Origin of the sequence: Mesotoga sp. UBA6090 (assembly GCF_002435945.1) — a bacterium.
In the GTDB taxonomy this organism is placed as follows: Bacteria; Thermotogota; Thermotogae; order Petrotogales; family Kosmotogaceae; genus Mesotoga.
Window position 1 is genome coordinate 25,413 of the sequence record NZ_DIXC01000060.1, and the last position, 23,380, is coordinate 48,792.

25 protein-coding genes, 3 tRNA genes and 1 pseudogene are annotated in these 23,380 nt (G+C 44.2%); 21 read left to right on the forward strand and 8 right to left on the reverse strand.

Translation table 11 applies throughout. From position 1 onward, the window contains the following. Positions 1-94 precede the first annotated feature (94 nt). Positions 95-676 (forward strand): GNAT family N-acetyltransferase, encoded by a 582-nt coding sequence (locus B3K42_RS09320; protein ID WP_292598428.1) that lies wholly within the window; start codon positions 95-97, stop codon positions 674-676. Positions 677-714: 38 nt separating this feature from the next. Here B3K42_RS09320 and B3K42_RS09325 read toward each other — a convergent pair whose 3' ends face one another. The 4 genes from B3K42_RS09325 to B3K42_RS09340 form a co-directional block, all read right to left on the reverse strand. Further along, positions 715-1,509, reverse strand: a complete 795-nt coding sequence (locus tag B3K42_RS09325) for a M55 family metallopeptidase (RefSeq protein WP_292598429.1) — start codon at positions 1,507-1,509, stop codon at positions 715-717. 356 nt (positions 1,510-1,865) lie between these two features. Further along, positions 1,866-2,519, reverse strand: coding sequence for an RNase H family protein (locus B3K42_RS09330; protein ID WP_292598430.1), 654 nt, complete (start codon positions 2,517-2,519; stop codon positions 1,866-1,868). Positions 2,520-2,521: 2 nt separating this feature from the next. Further along, complete coding sequence (locus B3K42_RS09335; RefSeq protein WP_292598432.1) at positions 2,522-3,292, reverse strand: prepilin peptidase; 771 nt, start codon at positions 3,290-3,292, stop codon at positions 2,522-2,524. After that, positions 3,277-4,347, reverse strand: coding sequence for a tetratricopeptide repeat protein (locus tag B3K42_RS09340; RefSeq protein ID WP_292598433.1), 1,071 nt, complete (start codon positions 4,345-4,347; stop codon positions 3,277-3,279). Before B3K42_RS09340 ends, B3K42_RS09335 begins: the two co-directional genes overlap by 16 nt. Before the next feature lie 156 nt (positions 4,348-4,503). Between B3K42_RS09340 and B3K42_RS09345 the strand changes: the two genes are divergently transcribed. Next, positions 4,504-5,007: a ferritin-like domain-containing protein gene (locus B3K42_RS09345; RefSeq protein WP_292598435.1), complete on the forward strand. Its 504-nt coding sequence runs from the start codon at positions 4,504-4,506 to the stop codon at positions 5,005-5,007. Here B3K42_RS09345 and rnr read toward each other — a convergent pair. After that, entirely contained in the window at positions 5,001-7,211 is a 2,211-nt protein-coding gene (rnr, locus tag B3K42_RS09350; protein WP_292598436.1) for a ribonuclease R, read from the reverse strand. The genes B3K42_RS09345 and rnr overlap by 7 nt on opposite strands. A 100-nt stretch (positions 7,212-7,311) precedes the next feature. Here rnr and B3K42_RS09355 point away from each other — a divergent pair, with 100 nt between their 5' ends. The 14 genes and pseudogenes from B3K42_RS09355 to guaA all read left to right on the forward strand — a co-directional run bounded on the left by B3K42_RS09355 (position 7,312) and on the right by guaA (position 18,717). Then, positions 7,312-8,334, forward strand: coding sequence for a 6-phosphofructokinase (locus tag B3K42_RS09355; RefSeq protein ID WP_292598437.1), 1,023 nt, complete (start codon positions 7,312-7,314; stop codon positions 8,332-8,334). A 9-nt stretch (positions 8,335-8,343) separates the two neighbouring features. Further along, positions 8,344-8,859, forward strand: coding sequence for an AmmeMemoRadiSam system protein A (gene amrA / locus B3K42_RS09360; RefSeq protein WP_292598439.1), 516 nt, complete (start codon positions 8,344-8,346; stop codon positions 8,857-8,859). 20 nt (positions 8,860-8,879) lie between these two features. Beyond that, positions 8,880-9,875, forward strand: a complete 996-nt coding sequence (amrS, locus tag B3K42_RS09365; protein WP_292598441.1) for an AmmeMemoRadiSam system radical SAM enzyme — start codon at positions 8,880-8,882, stop codon at positions 9,873-9,875. Beyond that, entirely contained in the window at positions 9,845-10,885 is a 1,041-nt protein-coding gene (locus tag B3K42_RS09370) for an FAD:protein FMN transferase (RefSeq protein ID WP_292598442.1), read from the forward strand. The genes amrS and B3K42_RS09370 overlap by 31 nt, the downstream gene beginning before the upstream one ends. Continuing rightward, positions 10,882-11,232 (forward strand): NusG domain II-containing protein, encoded by a 351-nt coding sequence (locus B3K42_RS09375; protein ID WP_292598444.1) that lies wholly within the window; start codon positions 10,882-10,884, stop codon positions 11,230-11,232. The genes B3K42_RS09370 and B3K42_RS09375 overlap by 4 nt, the downstream gene beginning before the upstream one ends. A 108-nt stretch (positions 11,233-11,340) precedes the next feature. Next, positions 11,341-11,880: a Gx transporter family protein gene (locus tag B3K42_RS09380; RefSeq protein WP_292598445.1), complete on the forward strand. Its 540-nt coding sequence runs from the start codon at positions 11,341-11,343 to the stop codon at positions 11,878-11,880. Then, on the forward strand, positions 11,868-12,431 hold the full coding sequence (locus tag B3K42_RS09385; protein ID WP_292598447.1) for a nucleoside triphosphate pyrophosphatase: 564 nt from the start codon (positions 11,868-11,870) through the stop codon (positions 12,429-12,431). The genes B3K42_RS09380 and B3K42_RS09385 overlap by 13 nt, the downstream gene beginning before the upstream one ends. A gap of 16 nt (positions 12,432-12,447) precedes the next feature. Further along, positions 12,448-13,068: pseudogene (radC, locus tag B3K42_RS09390) on the forward strand (RadC family protein); the annotation flags it as partial. 40 nt (positions 13,069-13,108) lie between these two features. After that, positions 13,109-13,657, forward strand: coding sequence for an HDIG domain-containing metalloprotein (locus B3K42_RS09395; protein WP_292598450.1), 549 nt, complete (start codon positions 13,109-13,111; stop codon positions 13,655-13,657). Positions 13,658-13,691: 34 nt separating this feature from the next. Then, a complete protein-coding gene (gene deoC, locus B3K42_RS09400; protein ID WP_292598452.1) occupies positions 13,692-14,441 on the forward strand; it encodes a deoxyribose-phosphate aldolase in 750 nt (249 codons plus the stop codon). Between the two features lies 1 nt (position 14,442). Beyond that, positions 14,443-15,072, forward strand: a complete 630-nt coding sequence (locus B3K42_RS09405; protein ID WP_292598454.1) for a cyclodeaminase/cyclohydrolase family protein — start codon at positions 14,443-14,445, stop codon at positions 15,070-15,072. Continuing rightward, entirely contained in the window at positions 15,065-16,210 is a 1,146-nt protein-coding gene (gene tgt, locus B3K42_RS09410) for a tRNA guanosine(34) transglycosylase Tgt (RefSeq protein WP_292598455.1), read from the forward strand. The genes B3K42_RS09405 and tgt overlap by 8 nt, the downstream gene beginning before the upstream one ends. Positions 16,211-16,214: 4 nt before the next feature. Further along, a complete protein-coding gene (locus tag B3K42_RS09415; protein ID WP_292598457.1) occupies positions 16,215-17,042 on the forward strand; it encodes a hypothetical protein in 828 nt (275 codons plus the stop codon). A gap of 169 nt (positions 17,043-17,211) precedes the next feature. Continuing rightward, the gene (gene guaA / locus B3K42_RS09420; protein WP_292598459.1) at positions 17,212-18,717 is read left to right on the forward strand and encodes a glutamine-hydrolyzing GMP synthase; all 1,506 of its coding nucleotides are present in this window, start codon (positions 17,212-17,214) and stop codon (positions 18,715-18,717) included. Between the two features lie 197 nt (positions 18,718-18,914). Here guaA and B3K42_RS09425 read toward each other — a convergent pair. The 3 genes from B3K42_RS09425 to B3K42_RS09435 all read right to left on the reverse strand — a co-directional run bounded on the left by B3K42_RS09425 (position 18,915) and on the right by B3K42_RS09435 (position 19,176). Continuing rightward, positions 18,915-18,989: transfer RNA gene (locus tag B3K42_RS09425), tRNA-Gly, on the reverse strand. 26 nt (positions 18,990-19,015) lie between these two features. After that, positions 19,016-19,100 (reverse strand) — tRNA-Leu (locus B3K42_RS09430). After that, positions 19,101-19,176, reverse strand: a tRNA-Lys gene (locus tag B3K42_RS09435). A gap of 172 nt (positions 19,177-19,348) precedes the next feature. On the opposite strand from B3K42_RS09435, the gene B3K42_RS09440 reads away from it, so the two are divergent. Genes B3K42_RS09440 through B3K42_RS09460 form a run of 5 tightly spaced genes read left to right on the forward strand, consistent with a single transcriptional unit; the run spans position 19,349 to position 23,373 of the window. Continuing rightward, positions 19,349-20,134, forward strand: coding sequence for a type III pantothenate kinase (locus B3K42_RS09440; protein WP_110989998.1), 786 nt, complete (start codon positions 19,349-19,351; stop codon positions 20,132-20,134). Continuing rightward, positions 20,112-21,458 (forward strand): B12-binding domain-containing radical SAM protein, encoded by a 1,347-nt coding sequence (locus tag B3K42_RS09445; protein ID WP_292598463.1) that lies wholly within the window; start codon positions 20,112-20,114, stop codon positions 21,456-21,458. Before B3K42_RS09440 ends, B3K42_RS09445 begins: the two co-directional genes overlap by 23 nt. Next, positions 21,448-21,978 (forward strand): 2-amino-4-hydroxy-6-hydroxymethyldihydropteridine diphosphokinase, encoded by a 531-nt coding sequence (gene folK / locus B3K42_RS09450; RefSeq protein ID WP_292598465.1) that lies wholly within the window; start codon positions 21,448-21,450, stop codon positions 21,976-21,978. Before B3K42_RS09445 ends, folK begins: the two co-directional genes overlap by 11 nt. Next, positions 21,975-22,484, forward strand: coding sequence for a hypothetical protein (locus tag B3K42_RS09455; protein ID WP_292598467.1), 510 nt, complete (start codon positions 21,975-21,977; stop codon positions 22,482-22,484). The genes folK and B3K42_RS09455 overlap by 4 nt, the downstream gene beginning before the upstream one ends. Continuing rightward, positions 22,474-23,373 carry a TIGR01212 family radical SAM protein gene (locus B3K42_RS09460; protein ID WP_292598469.1) on the forward strand — a complete coding sequence of 300 codons (900 nt, stop codon included), beginning with the start codon at positions 22,474-22,476 and terminating at the stop codon, positions 23,371-23,373. The genes B3K42_RS09455 and B3K42_RS09460 overlap by 11 nt, the downstream gene beginning before the upstream one ends. Positions 23,374-23,380 lie beyond the last annotated feature (7 nt).

The following is a 23,380-nucleotide window of genomic DNA, read 5'->3' on the forward strand; positions in this document are numbered from 1 at the left end:
TGATTGGATAAGCAATTCAATGCAACACCATGCCAAGACAGAGATTGAACGATCATGGTTAAAGGCGCAGAATTTACCTGTGGAGAAGAGAGAGATGTTATTTAGGTCGGCAGAAAGAGAGGATGTGCCCTTCGTTGCCTCGCTGGTTTTCGATACAGATCCTTCGCATTTCAAAAGGGCTTTTGGATGGAAGGCTAATAAGTATGTCTCCGGACTTGTGCTACTGAATAGCCCGCTGAACATAAGGCACATAACCGTCTGTGAAGTTAGCGGGCAACCGGTAGCAATATATGCTCTTTACTCAATGAAAGAGATGAACCAATTAGCTTCTTCAAAGCCTAATCTTAGAGATTTCGTTCCCAGTCTGTCTAAATTCAGGTTGCTACTAGAATTTCGGACTCTTCAGAAAGCAATGAGAATGAGTATTTCATCTAACCAAAGCTATCTAGGTATTATTTCGGTTGAAAGAAACTTCAGGAATATGGGCTTAGCCAGAATGATATTTGATTATCTTTTCGAAACTTGTCAAGAAATTGTGCTCGACGTTTCTAGAAGTAATAGTAGGGCCCTTTCAATATATATTAGATATGGCTTTAGACCCGAAACGAGGCTTCCGCGAGACTACCCATTAAAAGACAGCATACGACTGAAAAGCACCCGGAAAACTACTGGGTGATTATCTTAAAAAGCTCTTCTGAGATTGCCCTAAGACTCTCAAAGCAAGAACAAGAGCTTTCTAAGTACTTCAAAATAGTCTGTTTCTTCGAACATGAGCGTCCTGTCATCCATCTTGCTCACTCCCGGAAAAAAGGAGAGTTTGTGTGCTTGTCTATGATCGACATAAGTAATCTCAACATCAAACCTCTCTGGCAGTTCTAAAGGAAGTGCCTCAAGATTCTTCAAGGCCTTATAGACCCCCTCTTCTATTAGCTTCACCGCTCTCAGAGGATGAATTGAATCAACAGAGGATCCGCTTCCGCGATTTGTTGAGACTGTTACAATACCGGGCACGTCCTGCTCTGCAATCCTCACAATTCCTTCATCACCACTGACAAAAACTATCGGTATACCATAATAGGCTGCTGACATCGCGTTAAGCTTGAATTCACTGACAAGCTCACCATTGATCTTCAAATAGAAGATCTCGCCGGTCATAGTGTGAGAAAGAGGATTCAAAGCCTTTCCTGATGGGGAGTGATAGCCTGTGAATACGACGGCCCCAAAACCGGCATCGACTCCTTGCATCATCATCAGAGGGTCTCTTGCCCATCCTCTCAATATGCGAACTTCTTCAGGAAGAGAAGAGGGATCAATATTCCTTGCACTTCCATGGGCATCTCTCACAACAATTTCCGAGACTCCTGCTTTTAGAGCACCCTGGACAGCGGCCCTCACTTCGGCAGTCATCTGCTTCTTGAAATATTCGTAGTCTTCATGTCCCTTCCTAGCTTCGTCCCAATCGGCAATGCCTGCGGTACCTTCAATGTCAGCACTGATATATACTCTCACAGTCAACCCTCCCCATTATTTTTTCCATTCTATTTCCCGTTTTCTAGCCAGTGGCATCACACAGAATACCAACTTCTCGTCAGGATTCGTTCTTCATGTAACGGCTATTACACCTTAAACAGACTCAAAAAGGCAAACAAACTCCAGTTACATTTCCTCTGAACTCCAAAAGAAGGGAGGCTCTTCAAAGATCTCCGATTGCCCTCGACCGAAGAAACACTGATGCACTTGCCGTATTTCGTATGTAACATAACCGGCAGAGACCACTCAATTTCCAGAAAATTCAGACTGACTGTCAAGAATCATCCAGATTTTACTTCTGGTAGTCGGAATCCTAAAAGTGACTCCGGAAGCATTCAACACTCCTCAACGGCTTTCTTTGCTAATTTATCCGCAATCTCGTTAAAGGTATCTCCAACATGTGATTTGACTTTCACCCATTCTATACTGATATTGGGTGATAGTTCATCAAGAAGATCTCTGTACTTTCTCGTCGGCTCGTTCTTTGCTTTCCACTCTCCTGTTGTCCAGCTCTTCAATCCCTCATAGTCGTAATGCATTTTCACTTTCTTATAACCCTTTTTCAGGCAGTAGCTCAACCCTTGAATAACACCTTCTATTTCTCCTATCACATTTCTCATTTCCAGGTTTTCTTTCACACAACCTTTCATTCTCTCCACGATACGGTTTTCGGAGATCACAATCACTCCATAGCCTGCCGCATTGTCTCTAAAGCTTCCATCAACGAAGAGGTGTATACCAGCATATGTCCTGCCGTTGAATTCCTCCCATGCGAACAGCAACTTCTCTGACAGCACACCGCAGATGGAAGAGGGCAAGACTATCCTATAGTTCCCGGAGCGGTTTGTGTAAAGTTTAAAAGTGACTCCATTAGATAACTGGACAAAATACTCTCCATGGGCGCTTGGAGAGCAATGAATCCCCTTGCCATCAAGGAAATCCGCAAACGCGATTCCAGTTTTTCTTATTCCATCAGTCCATTCCCTCATGTTCACACCCGATAAAGTGCCTCAATGAAATCCAGGAAGATTATTGTTGAATATCCACCGATTGCGATAAAAGGCCCAAATGGAAGCTGAGCGCGCCTGTCGAACCGTTTTCCTCTTGCTGCAGCGTTTATGGCGTACACTATCAGTGCGGCGAAAGAAGCTATCATGACTGTGTAAAGAGATCCGACAATCCCTGTTGCAAGTGAAAGAGCAGCAAGAAGTTCTACGTCACCAAATCCGAAGCTATCTTTCCTCACAGTGTTTGCAATTAGAAAGAAGGCTACCATTGCACCGGTTACGAGAAGAGCATACACCAAGTTCAAAGGGAATCTATCTTCGAGAATAGACCAGGTGAAGGCGCCAACTCCAACAAGGATCACGCCAAGATCAGGAATCATGTAGTGCTCAAGATCGATGAAGGAGGAAACGATGAGTCCTGTCGATAGAACTGATATTGAGATCGCTCCCGGAAGAGTAAAAAGAGACGCGTTCAGCGCATATAATGCTGCTGTTAGCAACTCAACAAAGGGATATCTTGCGGAAATCGGTTTACCACAGTATCTGCACTTTCCCTTTAGGAAGATGTAGCTAATCAATGGAAGATTGTCTTTCCAGGAAAGCTCATGTTTGCAGTGGGGACAGAAGCTTCTTCGTGGTCTGGTCATAGAGTACTCCTTGGAAGGAATCCTGAAGATCAACGCGTTAGAAAAACTCCCAAAAATCAGCCCAAAAAAGAAGAAAATCGGTACTCTAAAAACTAGGTAATCCCACACTGTCTTCTCTCTTCTTCAGTAAGATACTCATCGAAAAGCTCTTTCTTTCCGTAATAATACCAAACCTGCTCATCTTCAAAGTCCTCAAGAAGCTTCTTTGCCTCAGAACAAAGCCCTTTCTTAACGTGAGTCACAATGAGAAGCATTTTTAGCTCTGGTCTGTCGGGATCTTCTTCCAAAAACCTCTTTGCCTCTTCTTCCACAATATCGAACCTTGAATACTTAAACTGAATCTTTGCCCAAGGCTCGATATCGTTTATATAGACCGGCTTTGCTCCGAGCACTTCCTGCTCGACTCTGTCCCTCATGTCAATATTTCCCATTCTTTCGTACAAATCAGCCATCTCAACCTTCGTCAAGATGCTGTCTGGGTCCCTTTGAGAAAGACTCATAAGAACATTAAGAGCTTCCTCCATACGACCACCATTTATATAAGCGTCTGTCAGCATAAAATAAGTGACAAGATGATCCGGCGATAAAGCTATTTCCTTCTCCCAACAACTCGCTGCTCTATCAAACTCTCCTCTGTTGTAGAAGGTCTGACCGAGAAATGAGTAAGCGGTTACTAGTGAAGGGTCTATCTTCAAAGCACGCTGAAGCCAATTAATCCCCTCTTCCTCGTCCCCAGATTCCAGGAAGATCGTACCTTTAAGCTCGCAAACAGATGCTTTATCAACATTCGCCTCCATAAGCAAATCTAGAAACTGCTGGGCACTATCATAGTCACCTCTATCTGCGATCAAAAGAATCTTGTCTTGAAAGCCAGAGAATGTACCTCTTTTAAAAGACTTGATAGAGAGTTCGGTCTCCGCAAGATATTCTAGAAATTCCTCGAACTCAATGGGTGCATAGTTTTCAGGTGTTACAATGTTGTCGAAAGTCTCAATTAGGGTTCTGATAACATTAAGATCCTTCTCTACCTGGCTTTCTTTCACATCATCTATCGCCAGATTAATATCGCCATCGTATATCTGGTCAAGTATTGCGATAGAAAACGGTAAGGTCTCGGTAATCGAAATGCTCTTTTCTCCATGCTTGAGGCGGATAATCTCCATAAGACACCTCTTCTTTGAGTCATTTGTAAGAAATATACCACGTTTGCTCACCACAAAAGTGACTTTACACTTATCGAGCAATACTTTGTCAAGGAATCCATTCAATGAGATAATTGCTTTGGAAACAAGGAAGATGATGAAAGGGGGGTGTATACGATGGGAGCTGAGGAGCTTGCTGTTCTTAAGTATGCTCTGGCCCGAGAAAGAGAGGGTGTGAAGTTTTACAGAGAAAGATCGAAGGAGATTCACGTTCCAGAAGTTAAGGAACTCTTCTTGCAACTTGCTGAGATGGAAATGGATCATGTCTCCTTTATCTCTAAAATGATTGAAGATGCGTCTAGAGAAGATGAAATAGCAATAGCAATCAGCCACATTGAACAGAAAAACGTCTTCTATTCAAGAGAATCTCTCGAGCTGAGAGGGATTTCAGTAGACTCACTTGCAGGAGATCTTTCAGCCTTACGAATTGCTTACCTGATAGAAAAAGATTTCGAAGACTTTTATAAACAAAGAGCACAAGAAACTTCTAAAAAGGAAATTAAGGACCTTTTCGATATGCTTTCTAGCTGGGAAGAAGACCATAAGACGACATTACTGGGTCTTTATGAATCTCTAATGAAAGAATACTGGAGCGCACAGAGATTCGAACCGCTCTATTGAGTCTTCTTCCTTTTGACGCTTCTATTCTTCGAGTTGCTCGATGAGGCGGTTTTCCTGTTGACGGCTGATCTGCTTTCTTCCTTCACTATATTAAAATCGATTTCCATGGTCGTCTTGTCTGCCCTTACAACCTGAACCTTCAGTTCATCACCAATTCTGAAGATGCGTTTCCGTTTTCTTCCTACAAGAATATTCTGGTTCTCAATAAAATCATAGTAGTCATCCAGAGTTGAAATATGAACGAGACCCGAAACCATCTTTTCTGTCAACTCCACGAATATTCCGAATTTCGTTACCCCGGTAATCACACCATCAAAAACTTCTCCTACACGACCGGAGATATACTCGACCTTCTTCATATCGAGCAAATCCCATTCCGCTTCATTCGCTACTCTTTCTCTCTTCGATGCCCATGAAGCAATCTTCGGAAGAGTCTCTTCAATTTTCTTTGACTCTTCTCCGAGATCGTTACCAGAATTCTCTATCAATTTTTTCAACAGACGGTGCACAACCAGGTCAGGATATCGCCTGATCGGCGAAGTGAAATGAGTGTAAGCTTCGGAAGCCAGCCCGAAGTGACCAATATTTCTCTCGGAATAGACTGCACGCTTCATGCCTCGCACAAGGACTCTTTCTATAGAAGAGTGTAGGGGGTGATCCTTTGTCTTCTCCAGTATTTGTTGAAGAGCTTTTGGATGAACATTCCTTGGAATCATTATTTTCATTCCCAGCGCCTCAAGATAATTCTTCAGTTGCATCATTGATTCGGGATCTGGCTCCTCGTGAATCCTGTATACAAAGGGCAACCCTCTGTTGTCAAAGATCTCGGCAACTGTCTCGTTTGCAAGTATCATGAATTCTTCAATGATCCATTCAGATACACCACGGCTTTGTGGAATAATGTCTATTACTTTTCCGTTCTTATCAAAGACGATCTTGACTTCTCTAGATGAGATGTCCATGACAGAACCACGCTTCTTTCTGAAGTCCCTTATCTTCTGTGCAAGCTCATGTGACATTCTAAGGCTTTCAGCGACAGGTATCAGTTTCTCAACAGTGGCATCCGAAGCTTCTCCGTTTAGGAATTCGTTCACTTCAGAATATGTCAGTCTCCTCTTAGAATTGATAACCGCGTTCTTGACTGCTGTCGAAACTACCTTTCCCCTTGCATCAATTTCCATCAAAAGCGACAGAGTCAACCTATCCTCAGCAGGTTTCAATGAGCAAATGTCGTTTGACAGTTCAAAGGGAAGCATTGGAATTACGGTATCGAGTAAGTAGACCGATGTACCCCTTAAATAAGCTTCGACATCGATCTGAGTTCCCTGACGAACGTAATGAGAGACATCGGCGATGTGAATACCGAGAAGATAGTTCCCCTTGGAATTTTTCTTCAAAGATATGGCGTCGTCGAAATCCTTCGCATCATCGCCATCTATTGTATAGACCAATTCATCGCGGAGATCCTTTCTTCCTCTTATTTCACTTGGGCTTATCTTCTTGGCAGTTTCTACGGCCTGTTTCTTGACTTCTTCAGGAAAGTAGCCGGGTTCCGGAAGATCTTGCTTGTAGATAACTGTCATCAAGTCCGCCTCGGGACTGAATGCGTCCCCGAGAACTCGCTCAATAACTCCTTCTGGATTCTTTCCGGGTGAAGGATATCTGGTGATCTTGACAAGAACCTTTTGGTCGGGTCTGGCTCCATTAAAGCCTTCCGGAGGTATATAGAAATCACTTTTTATTCGCATATCGTCGGCCACGACAAAGGCCATCACGCCTCTCGTCTTGAAGGTTCCGACTACTTTCGTCTTATTACGATTGATTACTTTGACGATCTTTCCTTTTCTTATCTCTCTGTATTTTCCAGTAATCTCTACAAGGACTGTGTCGCCATGAATAGAAAACCCTGTATCCTCAGGAGGGATGAAGATATCCTCCTCATCTTCCACACTAATGAAAGCACCCATTCCTCTTCTGGCAAATTCGATTTTTCCTACTATCCTCTTTTCGCCAGGAGATATGTATCTGCCTTTCGAATCTCGAATTACCTCTCCAGAATCAATCATCTCCGTGAGAAGTTTTTTGAGCGATGCTCTGCTTTCCTTATCATTCAACCCTAACTGGACCGCGATACCTCTTAAGGTGGTCGGCGTGTATTCCGACGAAGTAATGTATTCTCTTATTGGTTTCATGCTTAGCTTCATAAGCCTCTTTCCTCTCTGTCCTCAGACAACATTGAATCTCTTCATGTTATAATTATACAGTCTATGAGTCAGTACTTTCTAAACTTACGGGAGGTTCTTAATGAGAATTGGGATATTGACTGGCGGCGGGGACTGTCCAGGACTGAATGCAGTAATCAGAGGAATCGTCAAATCTGCTCCGGAAAGCGTAGAGATTATTGGTTTGATGCATGGTTGGAAGGGGTTGGTTGTCGGCGAAAGTATGAAACTCACCGATAACGATGTTGAAGGCATTCACATCCTGGGAGGAACAATTCTTGGTACATCCAGAACCAACCCTTTTAAGTCAGAAGACATGAGAGTCAAAATGGAAGAAAACATCAAGAAGCTCGGGTTGGACGCTATAATAGGCATAGGCGGTGATGATACATTGAGTGTGGCCGCCAAGCTTTCTTCGATGGGATACAAAGTTATCGGAGTGCCGAAGACGATCGACAACGACGTTGCCAACACTGATTACACTTTCGGATATCAAACTGCAGTTAATGTCGGCGCCGATGCAATAGATAGGCTTCATTCCACAGCGAAGTCACATGGAAGAATCATAATCGTCGAACTCATGGGCCGAGAGGCCGGATGGGTAACTTTGGAAGCAGGCATGGCTGCTGGAGCACATCTAATACTGATTCCAGAGTATCCCATGACTATAGATGAAATCATTGCATATGTGAAGAAGCGAATGGATAGGCATGGATATATGATAGTTGCAGTTGCTGAAGGGTTTAAGCCAACAGAGCTTGAAAATGTTGTAGGAGATGAGAGCAAGATTGATGCTTTCGGACACATAAAACTCGGTGGAATCGCACATTATATGGCGAACATCATTTCTGAGAGAACGGGTTACGACACAAGATCTGTAGTTTTGGGCCATCTGTTAAGAGGGGGTACTCCTACAGCCTTTGACAGAATTCTTGGAACGAGATATGGGGTACATGCGATGGAACTAGTTATGAAAGGCGATTTTGGAAGGATGGTTGCACTTAAAGGCAACGACATCGTCTCAATTCCCCTTGAATATGGAATAGCTACGAAGAAGCTCGTACCCTTCGAATACTACAAGCTGTCTCAAATTTTTTTCGATTGAGGGATTGAATTGTCTTATTCCGAACCTGTAAGGATTGCTAGATTCGCAATAGGAGAGTACTTTCGGAGACACTTTGCTGTTGAGGTTCCTGAGTGGGTTTCTGACGAATTTATCTCCAGAAGGGCAGGTTGTTTCGTATCCCTGCATTCTCTGGGTGGATCACTCAGAGGTTGTATTGGAACGATATTTCCCGCGGAAGAGAATATTGCAAGAGAGATAATACAGAACGCGATTTCTGCAGCTATTCGAGATCCACGGTTTCCCCCTGTGAAACCGGATGACCTCCCTGATTTGGAATTGTCTGTGGATATTCTTAGTTTGCCAGAAAAAGCAACCGTTTCAGATCTAGATCCGAAGAAGTTTGGCGTTGTTGTTTCTCTGGGATGCAGAAGAGGCGTTCTTCTGCCTGATCTAGAGGGGGTAAATACCGTCCATCAGCAGCTGGGAATTGCGTTGAAAAAAGCTGGCATTGGGGAATCGGAGAACTACAACATTTTCAGGTTTTCAGTTGAAAGGTATCACTGATTCCATTAAGAGGTGTATTTTTGAAACCGGCCGTATATTTCGACGAATATGGTGAAAAGGATGAGTTGCAGTGTCTGCTTTGTCCAAGGCACTGCATAATCAAACCTAATCAAGTAGGTTTTTGTGGTGTTAGGAAGAATGTTGATGGGATGCTTTATTCGCTAAATTACGGTCAACTGACCTCGATAGCGGTTGATCCTATCGAGAAGAAGCCTTTATACCACTTCTTCCCTGGCGAGAAGATACTTTCAGTAGGCTCGTGGGGATGTAATCTTAAGTGCGATTTTTGCCAGAACTGGGAAATCTCAAAGCAGCGACCGAAGACCGTGAAGCGGGTCATGCCTCAACAGCTCATTCAGATCGCACTTGAGAGGGACTCACAAGGCATAGCATTTACTTACAATGAACCGATCGTCTCTTTCGAGTTCATTCTTGATACCTCAAGGGCAGCAGCCAAAGAGGGTATCTACAGTGTCCTGGTTACAAACGGAGTGATCGATGAGGAACCTATGGATCTTCTTTCTCAGTCGGTTAGAGCAATGAACATTGATCTAAAGGGTTGGAACGATGACTTCTACATAAATGAAATTGGCACAGAGAAGAAAAATGTTCTAAGATCAATAGAGACGGCAAAGAAAGTAGGAACACATTTGGAATTGACAACATTGATAATTCCTGGTAAGAATGATTCCGCTGAAGAAATGAGAGGGGAAGCAAAATGGATTTCGGAACTTTCAAGAGATATCCCCCTCCATATAAACAGATATCATCCTAGCTACAAGAGTGAAATACCTCCGACTTCACCAGAATCTTTAATAATGCTTGCAGAAGCTGCGAAGGAGTATTTGAGATACGTGTACGTTGGAAACGTAAGCCTTCCCGGTCTCTCCGATACTATTTGCCCTCACTGCGGGAACCTTCTCATCGAGAGGAAAGGTATGCGGAGCTCAGTGGTTGGAATAGATGAAAAAGGAAGGTGCGACAAGTGTCAAGAAGAAATACCAGTCATCTTCTGAGAAGCCGGACAATCCTTTATGCAGTGCTTCTTCTCTCTGCCATTGCGTTGCTGACTTTCGTTTTTTTCCGGCAAAAACCTCTTGAATACTATGACAGAACGGAGTATCTTCTCGGGACTTATGTTACCGTAAGAGTCTCTTCTTCAAAAATGTCTCCAGTTACCCTCGCAGAAGCTGCTATGGCAGAAATGGAAAGGATTGATGATAAATTTGGAAGTAGAAGCAACGGAGTGATCGCTGAGCTCAACAGAAGCGGTGAGCTTCACGATATAGATAAGGAGACAAGTTTTCTCATAAAATCTGCCCTCGAAATCGCGAGAAATACTTCCGGCGCCTTTGATCCGACACTGTATGAACTGACCAAGCTTTGGGGCTTTGATGATGAATCATCTGAAAAAAGGATTCCCTCTGAGAAAGAAATCAAAGAAGCTCTAGGATCGACGGGCTTCTCCAGAATCACCTTTGTTGAAGAGTCGAAATATGTATCCCTGGCAGATGGAGCAATGCTAGATCTCGGAGCGATCGCAAAAGGCTACGCAGTAGATATGGCTATTGCGAAGATCAAAGCGCTTGACGACGGAGCGACTGGCTTCATTGATGCTGGTGGTGACATAGGGGTAATCGGTCCAAAGTACGGAAGCAGGCCGTGGATCGTCGGCGTGAGAGATCCAAGAGGGGAGAGTGTCCAGGACGTTATCGAATATATCTATCTATATGATGGTGCTGTGGCTACTTCTGGGGACTATGAAAGGTTCTTCATAGAAGACAACGTACGTTACCACCATATTCTGGATCCAGAGACGGGATACCCGTCCCGCAACGGAGTTATTAGTGCAACCGTTATAGGTAAGAGCGCCATGCTTGCAGACGCCTATGCGACTGCAGCCTTTGTGACTGGGATGGAGCCGGGAGTAACATTCCTGCCAAGATTTGGAGCACTCGTTCTTTTAGTGATGGAAGATATGAGTACTTTCAAGTCACCGGGGTTCGAAGTATACCAGGAGCGATGAGATTATTAACCAGATATGATCTATTGATTGTCTTCGGACTCATTGCAGTAGTATTGCTTCTCTCATTGACGCGAGAAAGAGGCTCCTCTTTCGCCGAAGTGTACCATGACGGAAGACTAATAAGAACAGTAAATCTGAAAGTAGACTCAGAGTATTCGCTCGAAGTAGGTATGCTTATTAAGGTCGAAGGAGGAAGGATCTCAGTCATTGACTCAGATTGTCCTGACAAGCTGTGCGTCTTACAGGGAGCAGTAGACAGCCCAAATATCCCAATCGTTTGTGTTCCTAACAGGATTGTCATAAAGATCCCCGCTGGTAGGACGGAAGTAGATGTAATTTCTCAGTAGGCTTGTTAAGATCTCTTTGAAGCTTTGGCAGAGAAAATGCTGAACCGCTCTGAAAATTGGGGTGAGAAATTCGGATAACTGACTCCCTAAAATTTGTGGATCACTGGAATGTTAGCTAACTTTGCCGATGGAGTAATGATGGAAGCGAAAAGAATCACCACACTGTCGATGTTAATTGCGTTAGGTTCTGTTCTCTATCTTCTTGAAAGCCTTATACCGTTTCCTCTACCGGTTCCAGGTGGAAGATGGGGTTTCTCTAATCTTGTCTTGATTATCGCTCTAGCGGGCATGCCTCTCGGCGACATTCTAATTCTCTCTATTGGAAAAAGCCTAATTGGCAGTTTGTTGACGGGTAGACTTGCAACTCCCGGTTTCTTGATGGGAATTACGGGTTCTCTTTCTTCCGGGGCAGTGATGTGGCTCTTGAACCGGACCAAAAGGTTCGGTCTGGTAGGTATAAGTTTAGCCGGCGCCTCGGTGAGTAACTTGATACAGCTGCTAGTTGCATCTGCATTGATTGTGAAGAGTATAGAAATAGTATTCATTTACCCTTATATGTTAATCATGGGATCAATTTCTGCACTGATTAATGCCTATATTGCATTTGAAGTTATACGAAGGATGGGTGATACTCTTTGGCTAGATTGATACTTGGTTCATCTTCTCCAAGGAGAAAAGAGCTGCTTCAGTTAATTGGAGTTACCTTTGAAGTAGTTCCGCCGGAAGGAATTAGAGAAAGCCTTTCAGAGAGATTCTCAGAGGAGGAGCTATCAGAGCTTTCTTACAGGAAGGCTGAAAATGTATATTTCAGGAACCCTGATGCGGTAGTTGTGGGAGCGGACACCGTTGTGGTCCTAGATGGCTTGGTGCTAGGAAAGCCATCTTCAGTTGAAACAGCTTACGAAATGCTCTCTGCTCTTTCGGGCAAGACCCACTCTGTCTATACGTCGGTCTCAGTTGTATCGGAAGAAGACGAGTTTACTTTTGTTGAAGAAACCACCGTCACATTTCGAGAAATGCCCAAGAAAGTACTTAAGGAGTACTCTGCAAGTGGTATCTCGCTTGACAAAGCTGGGGCATACGGAATCCAAGACTATGGTGCTATTTTTGTAAAAAGCATCTCGGGTGACTTCTACAATGTGATGGGACTTCCCATAGGAAGACTTTGGGAGGGACTTCATTCACGGGGGGTAATCTGAATTGGGCTTCCACGCAATGCCTAGAGAAAGGCTTCTAAAGTATGGTCCAGGTTCTCTTTCAAACAGCGAACTAATTGCGATCCTTCTTAGAACTGGAGCAAAGGGGAAAGGGGTAGTCCAGTTAAGCGAAGAGCTTCTCGATCATTATGGTTCTCTCACAGCGCTTCTGTCTGCCGAAGTTGCGGAATTAATGACTGCAAAAGGTCTTGGAACGGCTAAAGCAGTCTGCCTCAAGGCAGCTCTAGAGCTTGGACAGAGAATCTTCAGGGAGATGACAGAAAAGGCAAAAGTGCGGTTGGATGAACCTCAGGGCGTGTACTATCTCTGCAATGACATGGCTTTCATGGATCGAGAGACTGTCAGGGTAATTTCCTTGGACACTAAACTGAACTATAGAGGATTAAACACCGTTAGTGTGGGAATATTGGATTCCTCTCTTCTTCACCCAAGAGAGGTCTACAAACCCGCCATATCCAGGACGGCTGCAGCGATAATTCTCGTCCACAACCATCCATCTGGCGACCCTTCTCCAAGTAAAGAAGATGAAGGGATTACTTCAAAGATTAGAGACGCTGGAGAAACACTCGGAATTAAGATGCTGGATCACGTTATAATAGGAAGCGGTAAATACTACAGTTTTGCAGCCGGAAGAGTTTTCGAAGCGGAGGTGGTAGAAAATGATCTCAAGGGAAGAGGCAATGAAGTTGGTAATAGACAACATGCACTCCAAGAATCTGATTAAGCATGTTCTTGCCACTGAGGCGGTCATGAAAGCCCTGGCGAAAAGACTGGGACAAGATCAAGAAGTCTGGGCCATGGCAGGACTTCTTCACGATCTTGACTACGAATTCACTAAGGACAACTTTGAAGAACACGGCAACAAGACAGTAGAAATGCTTGAGAGCGAGGATTTGCCTGATGATATTAAAGATGCAATTCTTGCCCATTGTGAAAAGAAGGAAAGAGGAAAACTTATAGAAAAGGCAATTTATGCGGCCGACCCAGTAACTGGATTCATAGTGGCTGCGGTTTTAATTAGGAGAGGTAGTAAGCTATCTGATATCGACGTGGATTTCCTTCTGAACAGATATAAAGAGAAATCATTTGCCAGGGGTGCTAGTAGAGATCAGATGGCGACTTGTACTGAACTGGATATGACTCTCAAGGATTTCCTATCTCTGTCTCTAAACGCAATGCAAGAAATATCAGAAGATCTAAGTTTATGATTTCGCGAAATAATAGATAAGGATTGGTGATGCAATGCTTGGAGCATTAATCGTAGAGGAAGTTAGAAGGTACAAAGAAGAGTATTCTCCAATAAGAAGAGAGTTACCGGAGAAACTCAACATTGCCAAATTCATTGACCACACTCTTTTGAAGGCCGATGCAACTCCAGAAATGGTAAGAAGACTATGTGATGAGGCTATCAGGTTTGAGTTCTGGAGTGTCTGTGTCAATTCTGGATATCTCCCCATAGTGAATGAATCACTTAGAGGAAGCAGTGTAAAGAAAACCGTTGTCATTGCGTTCCCTTTGGGGCAGGCGTCAAAAGAAGCGAAAGCTTTCGAGGCATCATGGGCGGTTGATAATGGAGCAGACGAGCTTGATATGGTAATGAATGTAGGTCTCTTGAAGGCAGGAGAGTACGAAAGCGTATTTGATGACTTAGTCAAAGTGGTAGAATCAGGACGAGGCAAACCTGTTAAAGTAATAATCGAAACATCTCTGCTCAACGAAGAGGAAAAGATTGCTGCCTGCGTAATCGCCAGGCAGTCGGGTGCTGCATTTGTCAAGACTTCAACCGGCTTTTCAACCGGAGGAGCAACGACAAACGATGTTTCTTTGATGAAGTTTGTTGTCGGAGACACGTGTAGAGTCAAGGCCTCCGGCGGTGTCAAATCAAGAGAAGACGCTCTCAAAATGATTGCTGCCGGAGCCAACAGAATTGGTACTAGCTCTGGGATAAAAATCGTTTCAGGAGAATCAGAGGACAATCGAGGGGGTTATTGAAATGGATTTTTGCACATTACCGGTGAAAGACTTTCTGAAAAAAGTTGCTGAGAAGTCTGCAACTCCTGGAGGAGGTGCTGTCGGAGCAGTGGTAGCTGCCCTCGCAGCTTCGTTAGGATCAATGGTCGCAAATCTGACCATAGGGAAAAAGGGCTATGAAGATGCCGAGGGACATATGGAGTCAGCCTTAGAGGTTTTTGAATCGGAAAGCAACTATCTTTGCGACTTGATGAACCGCGATATTCAGGCCTTCGATCAAGTAATGTCTGCTTATAAGCTTCCGAAAACCACCGACGATGAGAAGAGCACAAGAGAAATGAAAGTCCAACAAGCTCTAAAGACAGCAATAGAAGTACCTTTTGATCTTGCCAGGCGATGCAAGAACATAATTGTGAATGTAGAAAGACTTGCCAAGTGGGGGAATTCTAATGTTCTTTCGGATGCCGAAAGTGCCGCCCACCTTCTCCTAGCAGTCTATAGGATTGCCAAAGCCAATGTTATGATCAATATGAAGTCTCTGAAGGATCCCGATTATGGCGCCTGGATAAACGATGAAATGAATCAGCTCGAAAAACAAATTGATGCTTCTTACGATAAGATAATCGAGATTATCGGAAAGCGTAATGGTTGAGCTGAAAATAAGGGCAAAGAGTACCGAAACGAAAGCAAGAACCGCTGTACTTGCCACTGCACACGGAGAGTTCGAGACACCCGTTTTTATGCCCGTAGGCACTAATGGGACGGTAAAAGGGATCTGGCAAGATCAACTTTATGAAATGGATTCAAAAATAATACTTGGCAACGCTTTCCATTTGTTTTTGCGTCCAGGACTCGACACTCTGAGATACTTTGGCGGCCTTCATAATTTTATGTCTTGGGATCATTCTATCCTAACTGACAGTGGCGGATTCCAGGTCTTTTCACTCTCCGACAAAAAAATTACCGAGGAAGGAGTGAAATTTCGTTCGCCTCTTGATGGCAGAAGCCTTTTCGTTACCCCTGAACTCTCAATCGAAATTCAGGAAGCCATAGGATCAGACATTGCAATGGCCTTTGACGAGTGCGTTGAACCAAATGCAGACAAGGAATATGTAAGAAATTCAGTAAGACGAACCACTAACTGGGCGAAGAGATTCTTACTTGCTCACAGGAAGGATAGTAATCAGTCTCTGTTCGGTATAGTCCAGGGCGGTTTCTTCAATGATTTGAGGGAAGAGAGCGCTTCGGAAATCACTGCGATGGATTTTGAGGGCTTCGCCTTGGGTGGTCTAAGTGTTGGAGAAGACTTCGAGACAACGGAAAAAGTTCTGTCGGCATCCGTTGGCCTTTTGCCCGAAGATAGGCCCAGATACTTAATGGGAGTAGGATCACCCGAACTGATTTTGGCTGCAGTCGAAAGCGGAGTCGATATGTTTGATTGTGTTCTTCCTACAAGGCTTGGCAGACATGGAGCGGCATTGACCTCAGGTGGAAGAATCAACCTCAAGTCCGCAAGGAATAAGCACGATAAATCTCCAGTAGATCCGAACTGTACCTGCAAAGTCTGTTCAACGTACAGCAGAGCGTATATCCATCACCTGTTCACAAGGGACGAGATACTTGGCAAGATTCTGTTGAGTTACCACAATGTAAGCTTTCTAATGGATTTTGTGAAGAAGATTCGAGAGGCTATACTTGAGGATAGGCTGTGTGAGTTCAAAGAACATTGTGCTGAAACCGGTCTTATTCAAGTAGGCAATCTAAAGACTTCTGAAGAACGTTTGGGGTGATATGATGAAGAAGCTTTTGATCTTGGTGGTCGTGTGTTTTGGTGTGGTTACTATGGCACTGAATCCCTTCTTACTACAAACGGGAGGGAACGGGATACTTGCAAAGGGGTATAGTTCGGGTTTTGGCAGCCCTTCAGATTTGTACGGGATACTTAAGTCAGCTTTCTCTTCAAACTTCATCGAGCTTACCACAAGCGCGTCCCCCTCTTCAGACGAGCGTGGGCTATACGTCCAGCTCTTTGAAGATTCAGACGATGGAATGGCAGGTTTGCTTCAGTATTACATGGACATAGGAGAAACATCGAGCAATAGATCCCTCAGTTACATGATATCGGGTGAACTCGGACCTCTCACATCTTTCGGAGCAGACTTCAAGGTTAACATGACGACTGGCGCGACACCTACTTACGGTGTTGCAGTCAGAGGTGGAATAACCGGTAGGGCTTACGAATTGCTAGACTATGTAGTTTCCTTTGACAGCCTATTATGGAACAGTGGCCTATCTTCAAACTCAATCGACCTACTTGCTGGAATAAGGTTCGTCCTGGATCCGTTCTTGATAGGCCTTGAGTTAGGTACCAGAAACGGGATGGGAGTCAAGTATCTTGGTCTTTCAACGCAGTACACATATATGAATCTCTTTTCGGCGCGTGTGGGAGTATCAATGAATGCCGACCTCATACACAACATTGATTTTCTTGTTGGCGGCGGTATTGAAGTCAGGGTGGGAGATATGATAATAACAGCCGGGATAGGGACCAACCTGACTAACAAAATAGAATCACTCGGTTTTCAGAAGACCTGGAGTGTGGGGCTACTCGGGCAGTGGTGATTGCATATTTACTAATATGTAGTGCTCTCTGTGGAACAAGGGAATAAGAGTCGGTAGCTCGTATTATTTCTCATATCGGCTTTGCAATCTCAGCTTGAAGGTCATAATCTTCTTTCTTTGAGAGGATGCTCTAACTTCACCCCTCGGGGGTTTTCTTTTTGGAGGAAAGATGGATAGAATAGCTGTTATCGACTTCGGATCTCAATATACTCTACTTCTAGCAAGAAGAATTCGAGAGATCGGTGTTCTTTGCACGGTAGAGACTCCAGATGGCTTTAAACTAGAGAAAGATATCAAAGGCGTGATTTTGTCAGGTGGACCTCAGAGTGTTTATGAAGAAGGCTCTGCAGGTTTCCCTGAACAACTCAGGTTTCTCTCAGTACCGATTCTGGGAATATGCTACGGAATGCATCTCATGGCCAAAGAAGTTGGAGGAGTCGTTTCAAGTGGATTGAGAGGCGAGTACGGCCTCACATCAGTATCAATTGATAATGCTTGCTTTCAAAGTGTCCCGAGCGAAATTATTGCATGGATGAGTCATGGCGATGAAGTGACTCAACTTCCAGATGGATGCAAGATCGTGGCGAGAAGTAGGAACGGAACAATTGCGGGATTCACAGATGGGAAGAATATCGCTCTCCAGTTTCATCCAGAAGTTTATCACACCCAGTTTGGGAAAGAACTACTCGAAGAATTCGTGATAGACATCTGCAAAGCATCACGCGACTGGAAGATTCGTGACCTTGCTGATGAGAAAGTGAAGACGATTCAGAGAACCGTTGGCGATCAAAGCGTTGTCGGAGGTCTTTCAGGAGGAGTCGATTCAACAGTAGCGGCAACAATAACTTCGAGAGCAATCGGCGAGAAATTCACCGGGATTTTCGTTAATCATGGATTGATGAGAAAAAATGAAGAGATCGAAGTTCCAGTAGCCTTGAGAAAACTGGGAATAAATGTAGAGACAGTTGAAGCGTCAAAAGAATTCTTCCATGAACTTGAAGGAATTGTGGACCCAGAGGAAAAGAGAAAGGTTATTGGACGGACATTCATACGAGTATTCGAAAGAGAAGCGAGCAAACTGAATGCTAGGTTTTTGCTTCAGGGGACGATCTATTCAGATGTCATTGAATCCGGAGCTGCTTCCAGGAGTGGTGAAAAGATCAAGAGTCACCATAATGTCGGAGGTCTTCCCGAGAATATGAGCCTGGAATTGCTTGAACCACTGAGAGAGCTTTTTAAAGATGAAGTACGAAACCTCGGTCACTCTCTTGGAATAGACAAATTCCTGATCAGTAGGCAGCCATTTCCCGGCCCTGGTCTTGGAGTGAGAATAATCGGAGAAGTGACTTCGGAGAAGGCGCAGATTCTGAAGGAAGTTGATTCTATTTTCATGGAAGTGCTACGCGAATCGGGTGATCTTGATAAGATATGGCAGTCGTTTGCTGTCCTTCTACCAGTCTCCAGCGTGGGTGTAAAAGGAGATAAGCGATCATATGGTTATGTGGTTGCTCTTCGGGCTGTTAATAGTTCAGAAGGCATGACGGCATCTTGGTATGAACTTCCGCATTCGGTCCTTAGGCAGGCTTCTTCAAGGATTACATCTGAAGTAAAAGAGATAGGTAGGGTCGTTTTCGACATAACTGACAAACCACCGGCCACGATTGAATGGGAATAAAGTCAAGAGAAGAAACAGAAAGATCAGCATTTCAGAAGGGACCAAATTTTCTCGACCTGAGAATTCTCCAAAACATGAATCACGCACCTTACCGGAAAGCTGTATGTTTGTTTCGGTACACGGTGATTCTCCTAAGCTGATTAGCTAATACAGAACAATGAATATACACAAAGAAAGACGCCCTTCCGGCGTCCTTCTGGAGCGGAAGACGGGGTTCGAACCCGCGACCCCCTGCTTGGCAAGCAGGTGCTCTACCACTGAGCTACATCCGCGCAAACTTACATTCTGTAAATCGCTCTGGTGCGAGAGGAGGGACTTGAACCCTCACAGGTCTCCCCACTGGATCCTAAGTCCAGCGCGTCTGCCAGTTTCGCCACTCTCGCTGGTGACTCGCGCGGGATTCGAACCCGCGACCCCCTGATTAAAAGTCAGGTGCTCTACCAGCTGAGCTAGCGAGTCGCTCCCACTTTCAGTCTCCAGCCTGCGCTGGCAGAAAGATTATATCATCACATCATCTGCCGATCAAGTGGAGAGAAATATTAAGAAAATGTGAAACAATACGGGCTGTCTGAAGGGGACGTCAGTAGAAAGACCAGCAACGAGATGTTAATATCTAGATAGGAGGTTTTGCATGCTGTTACTTGCAGACATCGGAAACACGACAACCGTCTTTGGACTTGATAATGGAATGGATATTGGGGCAGTTTGGAGATTATCTTCCTCAAGGATTGAAACTGAGGATGAGCTCTTCGTGATCCTAGACGGATTACTGAGGAACAAGGGAAGTTCTCTCTCCGAGATAAGCGGACTGTGTGTAGCAAGCGTTGTTCCGAGACTCAATGGATCGGTGAATTACTTTGCCAGAAAATACCTGTCGAAACCAGCAGTATTTATGAAGGCCGATGAATTCGTTTCAGTTGGACTCAGAACTGATAATCCTGCTGAAATCGGCGCGGATCGGCTGGCAAATGTAATTGGAGCAAGAGAATGTTACGGGGCAAACGCAATAGTCATCGACGTCGGAACGGCAATAACCATAGACATTCTTAAGGATGGGATCTTTGCAGGAGGCGCGATTCTTCCTGGTCCGGCAACGGCAATGTCTGCACTTTTCTCTCATACCGCCAAGCTTCCTGAAGTTGAGCTCTTTTTTGAAGATCACTACTTTGGAACTAATACCGAAGATAACCTAAGAATCGGTATTGTAAATGGAACCTACTTTGCTCTCCAAGGAATCATAAGCAACATAATCAAAGAATTTGAAGAAAAGCCAAGAATCATAGGAACCGGTGGCGATGTCCGCCTGTTCATAAATAAAAGTGGTTTCATAGAAATCGACGATCCCATCCTGACCTTGAAGGGCTTAAGGTCTTACTACAACAGAGTGAAGTCAGTTGAAAAGAATACTACTGGTTAACCCCTGGATCGAGGCTGTTTCGGCTTACGATTACTGGTTGAAGCCTCTAGGACTTCTCTATATTGCTTCTGCCCTCAAACATCTCGGCATTGAACCGGTTGTGATTGATTGTCTCGATAGATATGATCTTGAGCTTGTCTCATTTGGTGCCAGACGGGGAGATAGACACTTCGGAACGGGGAAATTTCTGGAAGAGGAAATAGCCAAGCCTCACTCTATTGCATCAATTCCAAGGAAGTTCAAGAGATTCGGTTTCCCCGAGGAAGTCTTGCGAAGAAAACTTAGGGGGTCGGGAAGTGTAGATGGAGTATTCGTGACTTCGATGATGACTTACTGGCACTATGGAGTAAGCGACACTATACGGGTAATTCGGGAGGAGAAGTCCGGTATTCCAATTCTGCTGGGCGGAGTTTATGCAACACTTCTTCCTGATCATGCCAGGCAATATTCTGGAGCAGATTTTGTTTGCCCCGGAACGGGAATGAAACCGCTTGAGAAAGCTCTTGCTTATCTTGGCATCGACAGTACACTGCAATTTGACTGGTTCGAAGACCTTGATCCCGATTATTCCATTTACGAATCTCCTCGCTATGCAGTTGTTATCACAAGTCTCGGCTGTCCATTCAGATGTACGTATTGCGCCAGTAGTTTTCTTTGGAACGGTTTTTTCAGTCGAGATTCAGTTAGGACTGCCGAATACATTGAGTTTCTAATAGAAACAAAGCATCTTTCCGACGTAGTCTTCTTCGACGACGCCATTCTAGTAGGTAATGGGTTTAAAGAACTAATGCGCGAAATACAGAATCGCAGAATTGGAACAAGATTTCATTTGCCAAACGGTGTCCATGCCAGATTTCTGGACATGGAGACTGCAGGTCTGATGTTCGAAAACAATTTCAAGACAATAAAGATCGGACTAGAGACTTCGGATCCAGCATTGCAAAACGCAACGGGTGGGAAAGTAAGTTCAAGAGATTTCTATCAAGCAATTCAAAACCTCTCTGAAGCCGGATTCACTTCTAGAGAAGTTAGTGCCTACATCATGATGAATCTTCCCGGCCAGAGCGAAAAGGATATTCTGAATTCACTTGAAGTCTGTGAAGAACTAGGAGTTAACCCGAGCGTTAACGAATTCACGCCGATTCCAGGCACGGCGCAATGGAAGGATCTGGTAGATAGAGGGATGTTTAATGAAGAAATTGATCCACTGCTTCTCGACAATTCGATTCTTCCTCACTGGTGGGAAGGGGGATTTTCTTTGAAAACCGTACAGAGATTGAAGGAAGCGGCGTGGTCGTTGCGGAGGAAATTAAGTGGAGAGTGATCTGTTCCTTGCCTTCGGTAGCAATATCGGAGACAGATTGCGTTACATTATCGAAGCCTTCAAGAGACTTACAGAAATGGAGCTGTTTCCCTCAGAAGTCTCCTCTCTCTATTATACTAAACCATACGGAAACACTGAACAAGAAGAATTCCTGAATTGCGTCGGAAAATTTCGACACACCGGAGACCCAGAAATCTTGCTAAGAGAAATAAAGACCGTTGAAAAGTCTGTGGGACGAGTAGAGCGATTTCGATGGGGTCCGAGAGAAATAGACATTGACATTATTCTTTTTGGAGAAACTGTTCTAACTACAAAGGAGCTTACAATTCCCCACAACGATATAATTAAGAGGAAATTCGTTCTGGTTCCTTTGCTTGAAATAGAAAGCGAGATCAGAGATCCCAGAAATGGAGTCTTGTTTTCAAATCATTTAGAGAGATTGGGGCATGAAAACTGGCCCAAGATCTATATGAAAGCTAACTCCTTTAGAACACTCATAGAACGGGAGGTGAAGAAATGAGAATTAGACTACCCCACATAACGGCAGCACTTGTTATTCTGATAATCTTTATTTCTTCCTGCGGAACCTCACGGTCGGAACTGGTGCCGGGACGATTTGCAGGATTCACACTAAGTGAATATATGGACATCTCTACCTTAACTAGTGTTGGCGGCAAAGTTCTGGACCTCAGTTTAGATGATACTGCTCTGCTTCTTCAAAAAGAGTTCGCTAAGGGAACAAGAAGGTTCAGTGTTTATGTAACAAAATTCGAAAACGCCTCTCAAAGCACGGGTTTTTGGTATACCCTAATTGGAGATGTCTCAAGTGAACTGAGAGCAGTTGTAAGTGCAATTCCCTGGGTTTATGGAGAGTTTTCTGGGGAGATCGATGAAGGCTACATCAAAACGTGGTTTTCCGGGAAATGGTTGTATCTTTTTCTGGGAAACACAAAGGAAGAAGTGAATTCCGCTGTGGATGCTTTCAAAGAGTTCGAGAGAAGCCTGGTGAGATCTGTTGAATCGTAAGCCCTATAACGATCTAAAGACTCATTTAAGGCTTAAATACGGAGAACCTGTTCACAGGGTTCCCATTGATGCGGGTTTTTCTTGCCCACACAAAATCAATGGGACAGGAGGCTGCATATATTGTGATCCTTCAGGAAGCGGATTTTCAATCGACTCGAATCTTTCGCTTAGAGAACAACTGGAACAAAGGATATCACTGCTCAGAAAGAAAGGCATTCACAAGTTCATGGCATATTTTCAGGCAAATTCAAATACATTCGCTCCCACTGAGAGACTTCGAAAAATCTACCGCGAAGCAATTATTGATGATGTTGTTGTTCTTGACATATCTACGAGACCTGATCTTGTCTCTGACGATGTGCTCGATCTTCTTGAGGAATTCACAAAAGAAGTCGATGTAATTCTTGAACTGGGACTACAAAGCATTAATCCAAATACTCTGAAAGCAATCAACAGAGGGCATACTCTATCACATTTCATCGATTCGTCCTTGAGAGCCAAGAACAGGGGCATAGAGCTTGTGGCTCACGTGATAGTTAATCTTCCCTGGGATACAGAGGAGGATGTGTCTGAGGCGGCAAGGCTGATATCAGTGCTGCGAATTGATGGAGTCAAAATTCACTCTCTATATGTGGCTGAAGGTACCGAACTGGCAAGACAGTTTCGAGCAGGAGAAGTCAAAATCGGGACTTTGGAGCAGTTTTTGGAGCGAGTAGTTGTCTTCCTTGAGAACCTCAATAGTGAAGTGATTGTGCATAGACTTGTTTCAGACCCTCCATTTGAGGGTACTCTTTTTGGAAACTGGGGGATGTCAAAAATCAAGCTCTTGAATATGATTGAGAGAAAGATGATAATTGAAGGTAGAAGTCAGGGCTGCAAGGCTTTATAGATTTCGT

Coding starts and splice junctions, on each gene's coding strand:
- B3K42_RS09320 (WP_292598428.1), top strand. CDS start 95: ATGTTATTTAGGTCGGCAGAAAGAGAGGATGTGCCCTTCGTTGCCTCG.
- B3K42_RS09330 (WP_292598430.1), bottom strand. CDS start 2,519: ATGAGGGAATGGACTGATGGAATAAGAAAAACTGGAATCGCGTTTGCG.
- B3K42_RS09340 (WP_292598433.1), bottom strand. CDS start 4,347: ATGGAGATTATCCGCCTCAAGCATGGAGAAAAGAGCATTTCGATTACC.
- B3K42_RS09345 (WP_292598435.1), top strand. CDS start 4,504: ATGGGAGCTGAGGAGCTTGCTGTTCTTAAGTATGCTCTGGCCCGAGAA.
- rnr (WP_292598436.1), bottom strand. CDS start 7,211: ATGAAGCTAAGCATGAAACCAATAAGAGAATACATTACTTCGTCGGAA.
- B3K42_RS09355 (WP_292598437.1), top strand. CDS start 7,312: ATGAGAATTGGGATATTGACTGGCGGCGGGGACTGTCCAGGACTGAAT.
- B3K42_RS09375 (WP_292598444.1), top strand. CDS start 10,882: ATGAGATTATTAACCAGATATGATCTATTGATTGTCTTCGGACTCATT.
- B3K42_RS09380 (WP_292598445.1), top strand. CDS start 11,341: ATGTTAGCTAACTTTGCCGATGGAGTAATGATGGAAGCGAAAAGAATC.
- B3K42_RS09395 (WP_292598450.1), top strand. CDS start 13,109: ATGATCTCAAGGGAAGAGGCAATGAAGTTGGTAATAGACAACATGCAC.
- deoC (WP_292598452.1), top strand. CDS start 13,692: ATGCTTGGAGCATTAATCGTAGAGGAAGTTAGAAGGTACAAAGAAGAG.
- B3K42_RS09405 (WP_292598454.1), top strand. CDS start 14,443: ATGGATTTTTGCACATTACCGGTGAAAGACTTTCTGAAAAAAGTTGCT.
- tgt (WP_292598455.1), top strand. CDS start 15,065: ATGGTTGAGCTGAAAATAAGGGCAAAGAGTACCGAAACGAAAGCAAGA.
- B3K42_RS09415 (WP_292598457.1), top strand. CDS start 16,215: ATGAAGAAGCTTTTGATCTTGGTGGTCGTGTGTTTTGGTGTGGTTACT.
- guaA (WP_292598459.1), top strand. CDS start 17,212: ATGGATAGAATAGCTGTTATCGACTTCGGATCTCAATATACTCTACTT.
- B3K42_RS09440 (WP_110989998.1), top strand. CDS start 19,349: ATGCTGTTACTTGCAGACATCGGAAACACGACAACCGTCTTTGGACTT.
- B3K42_RS09455 (WP_292598467.1), top strand. CDS start 21,975: ATGAGAATTAGACTACCCCACATAACGGCAGCACTTGTTATTCTGATA.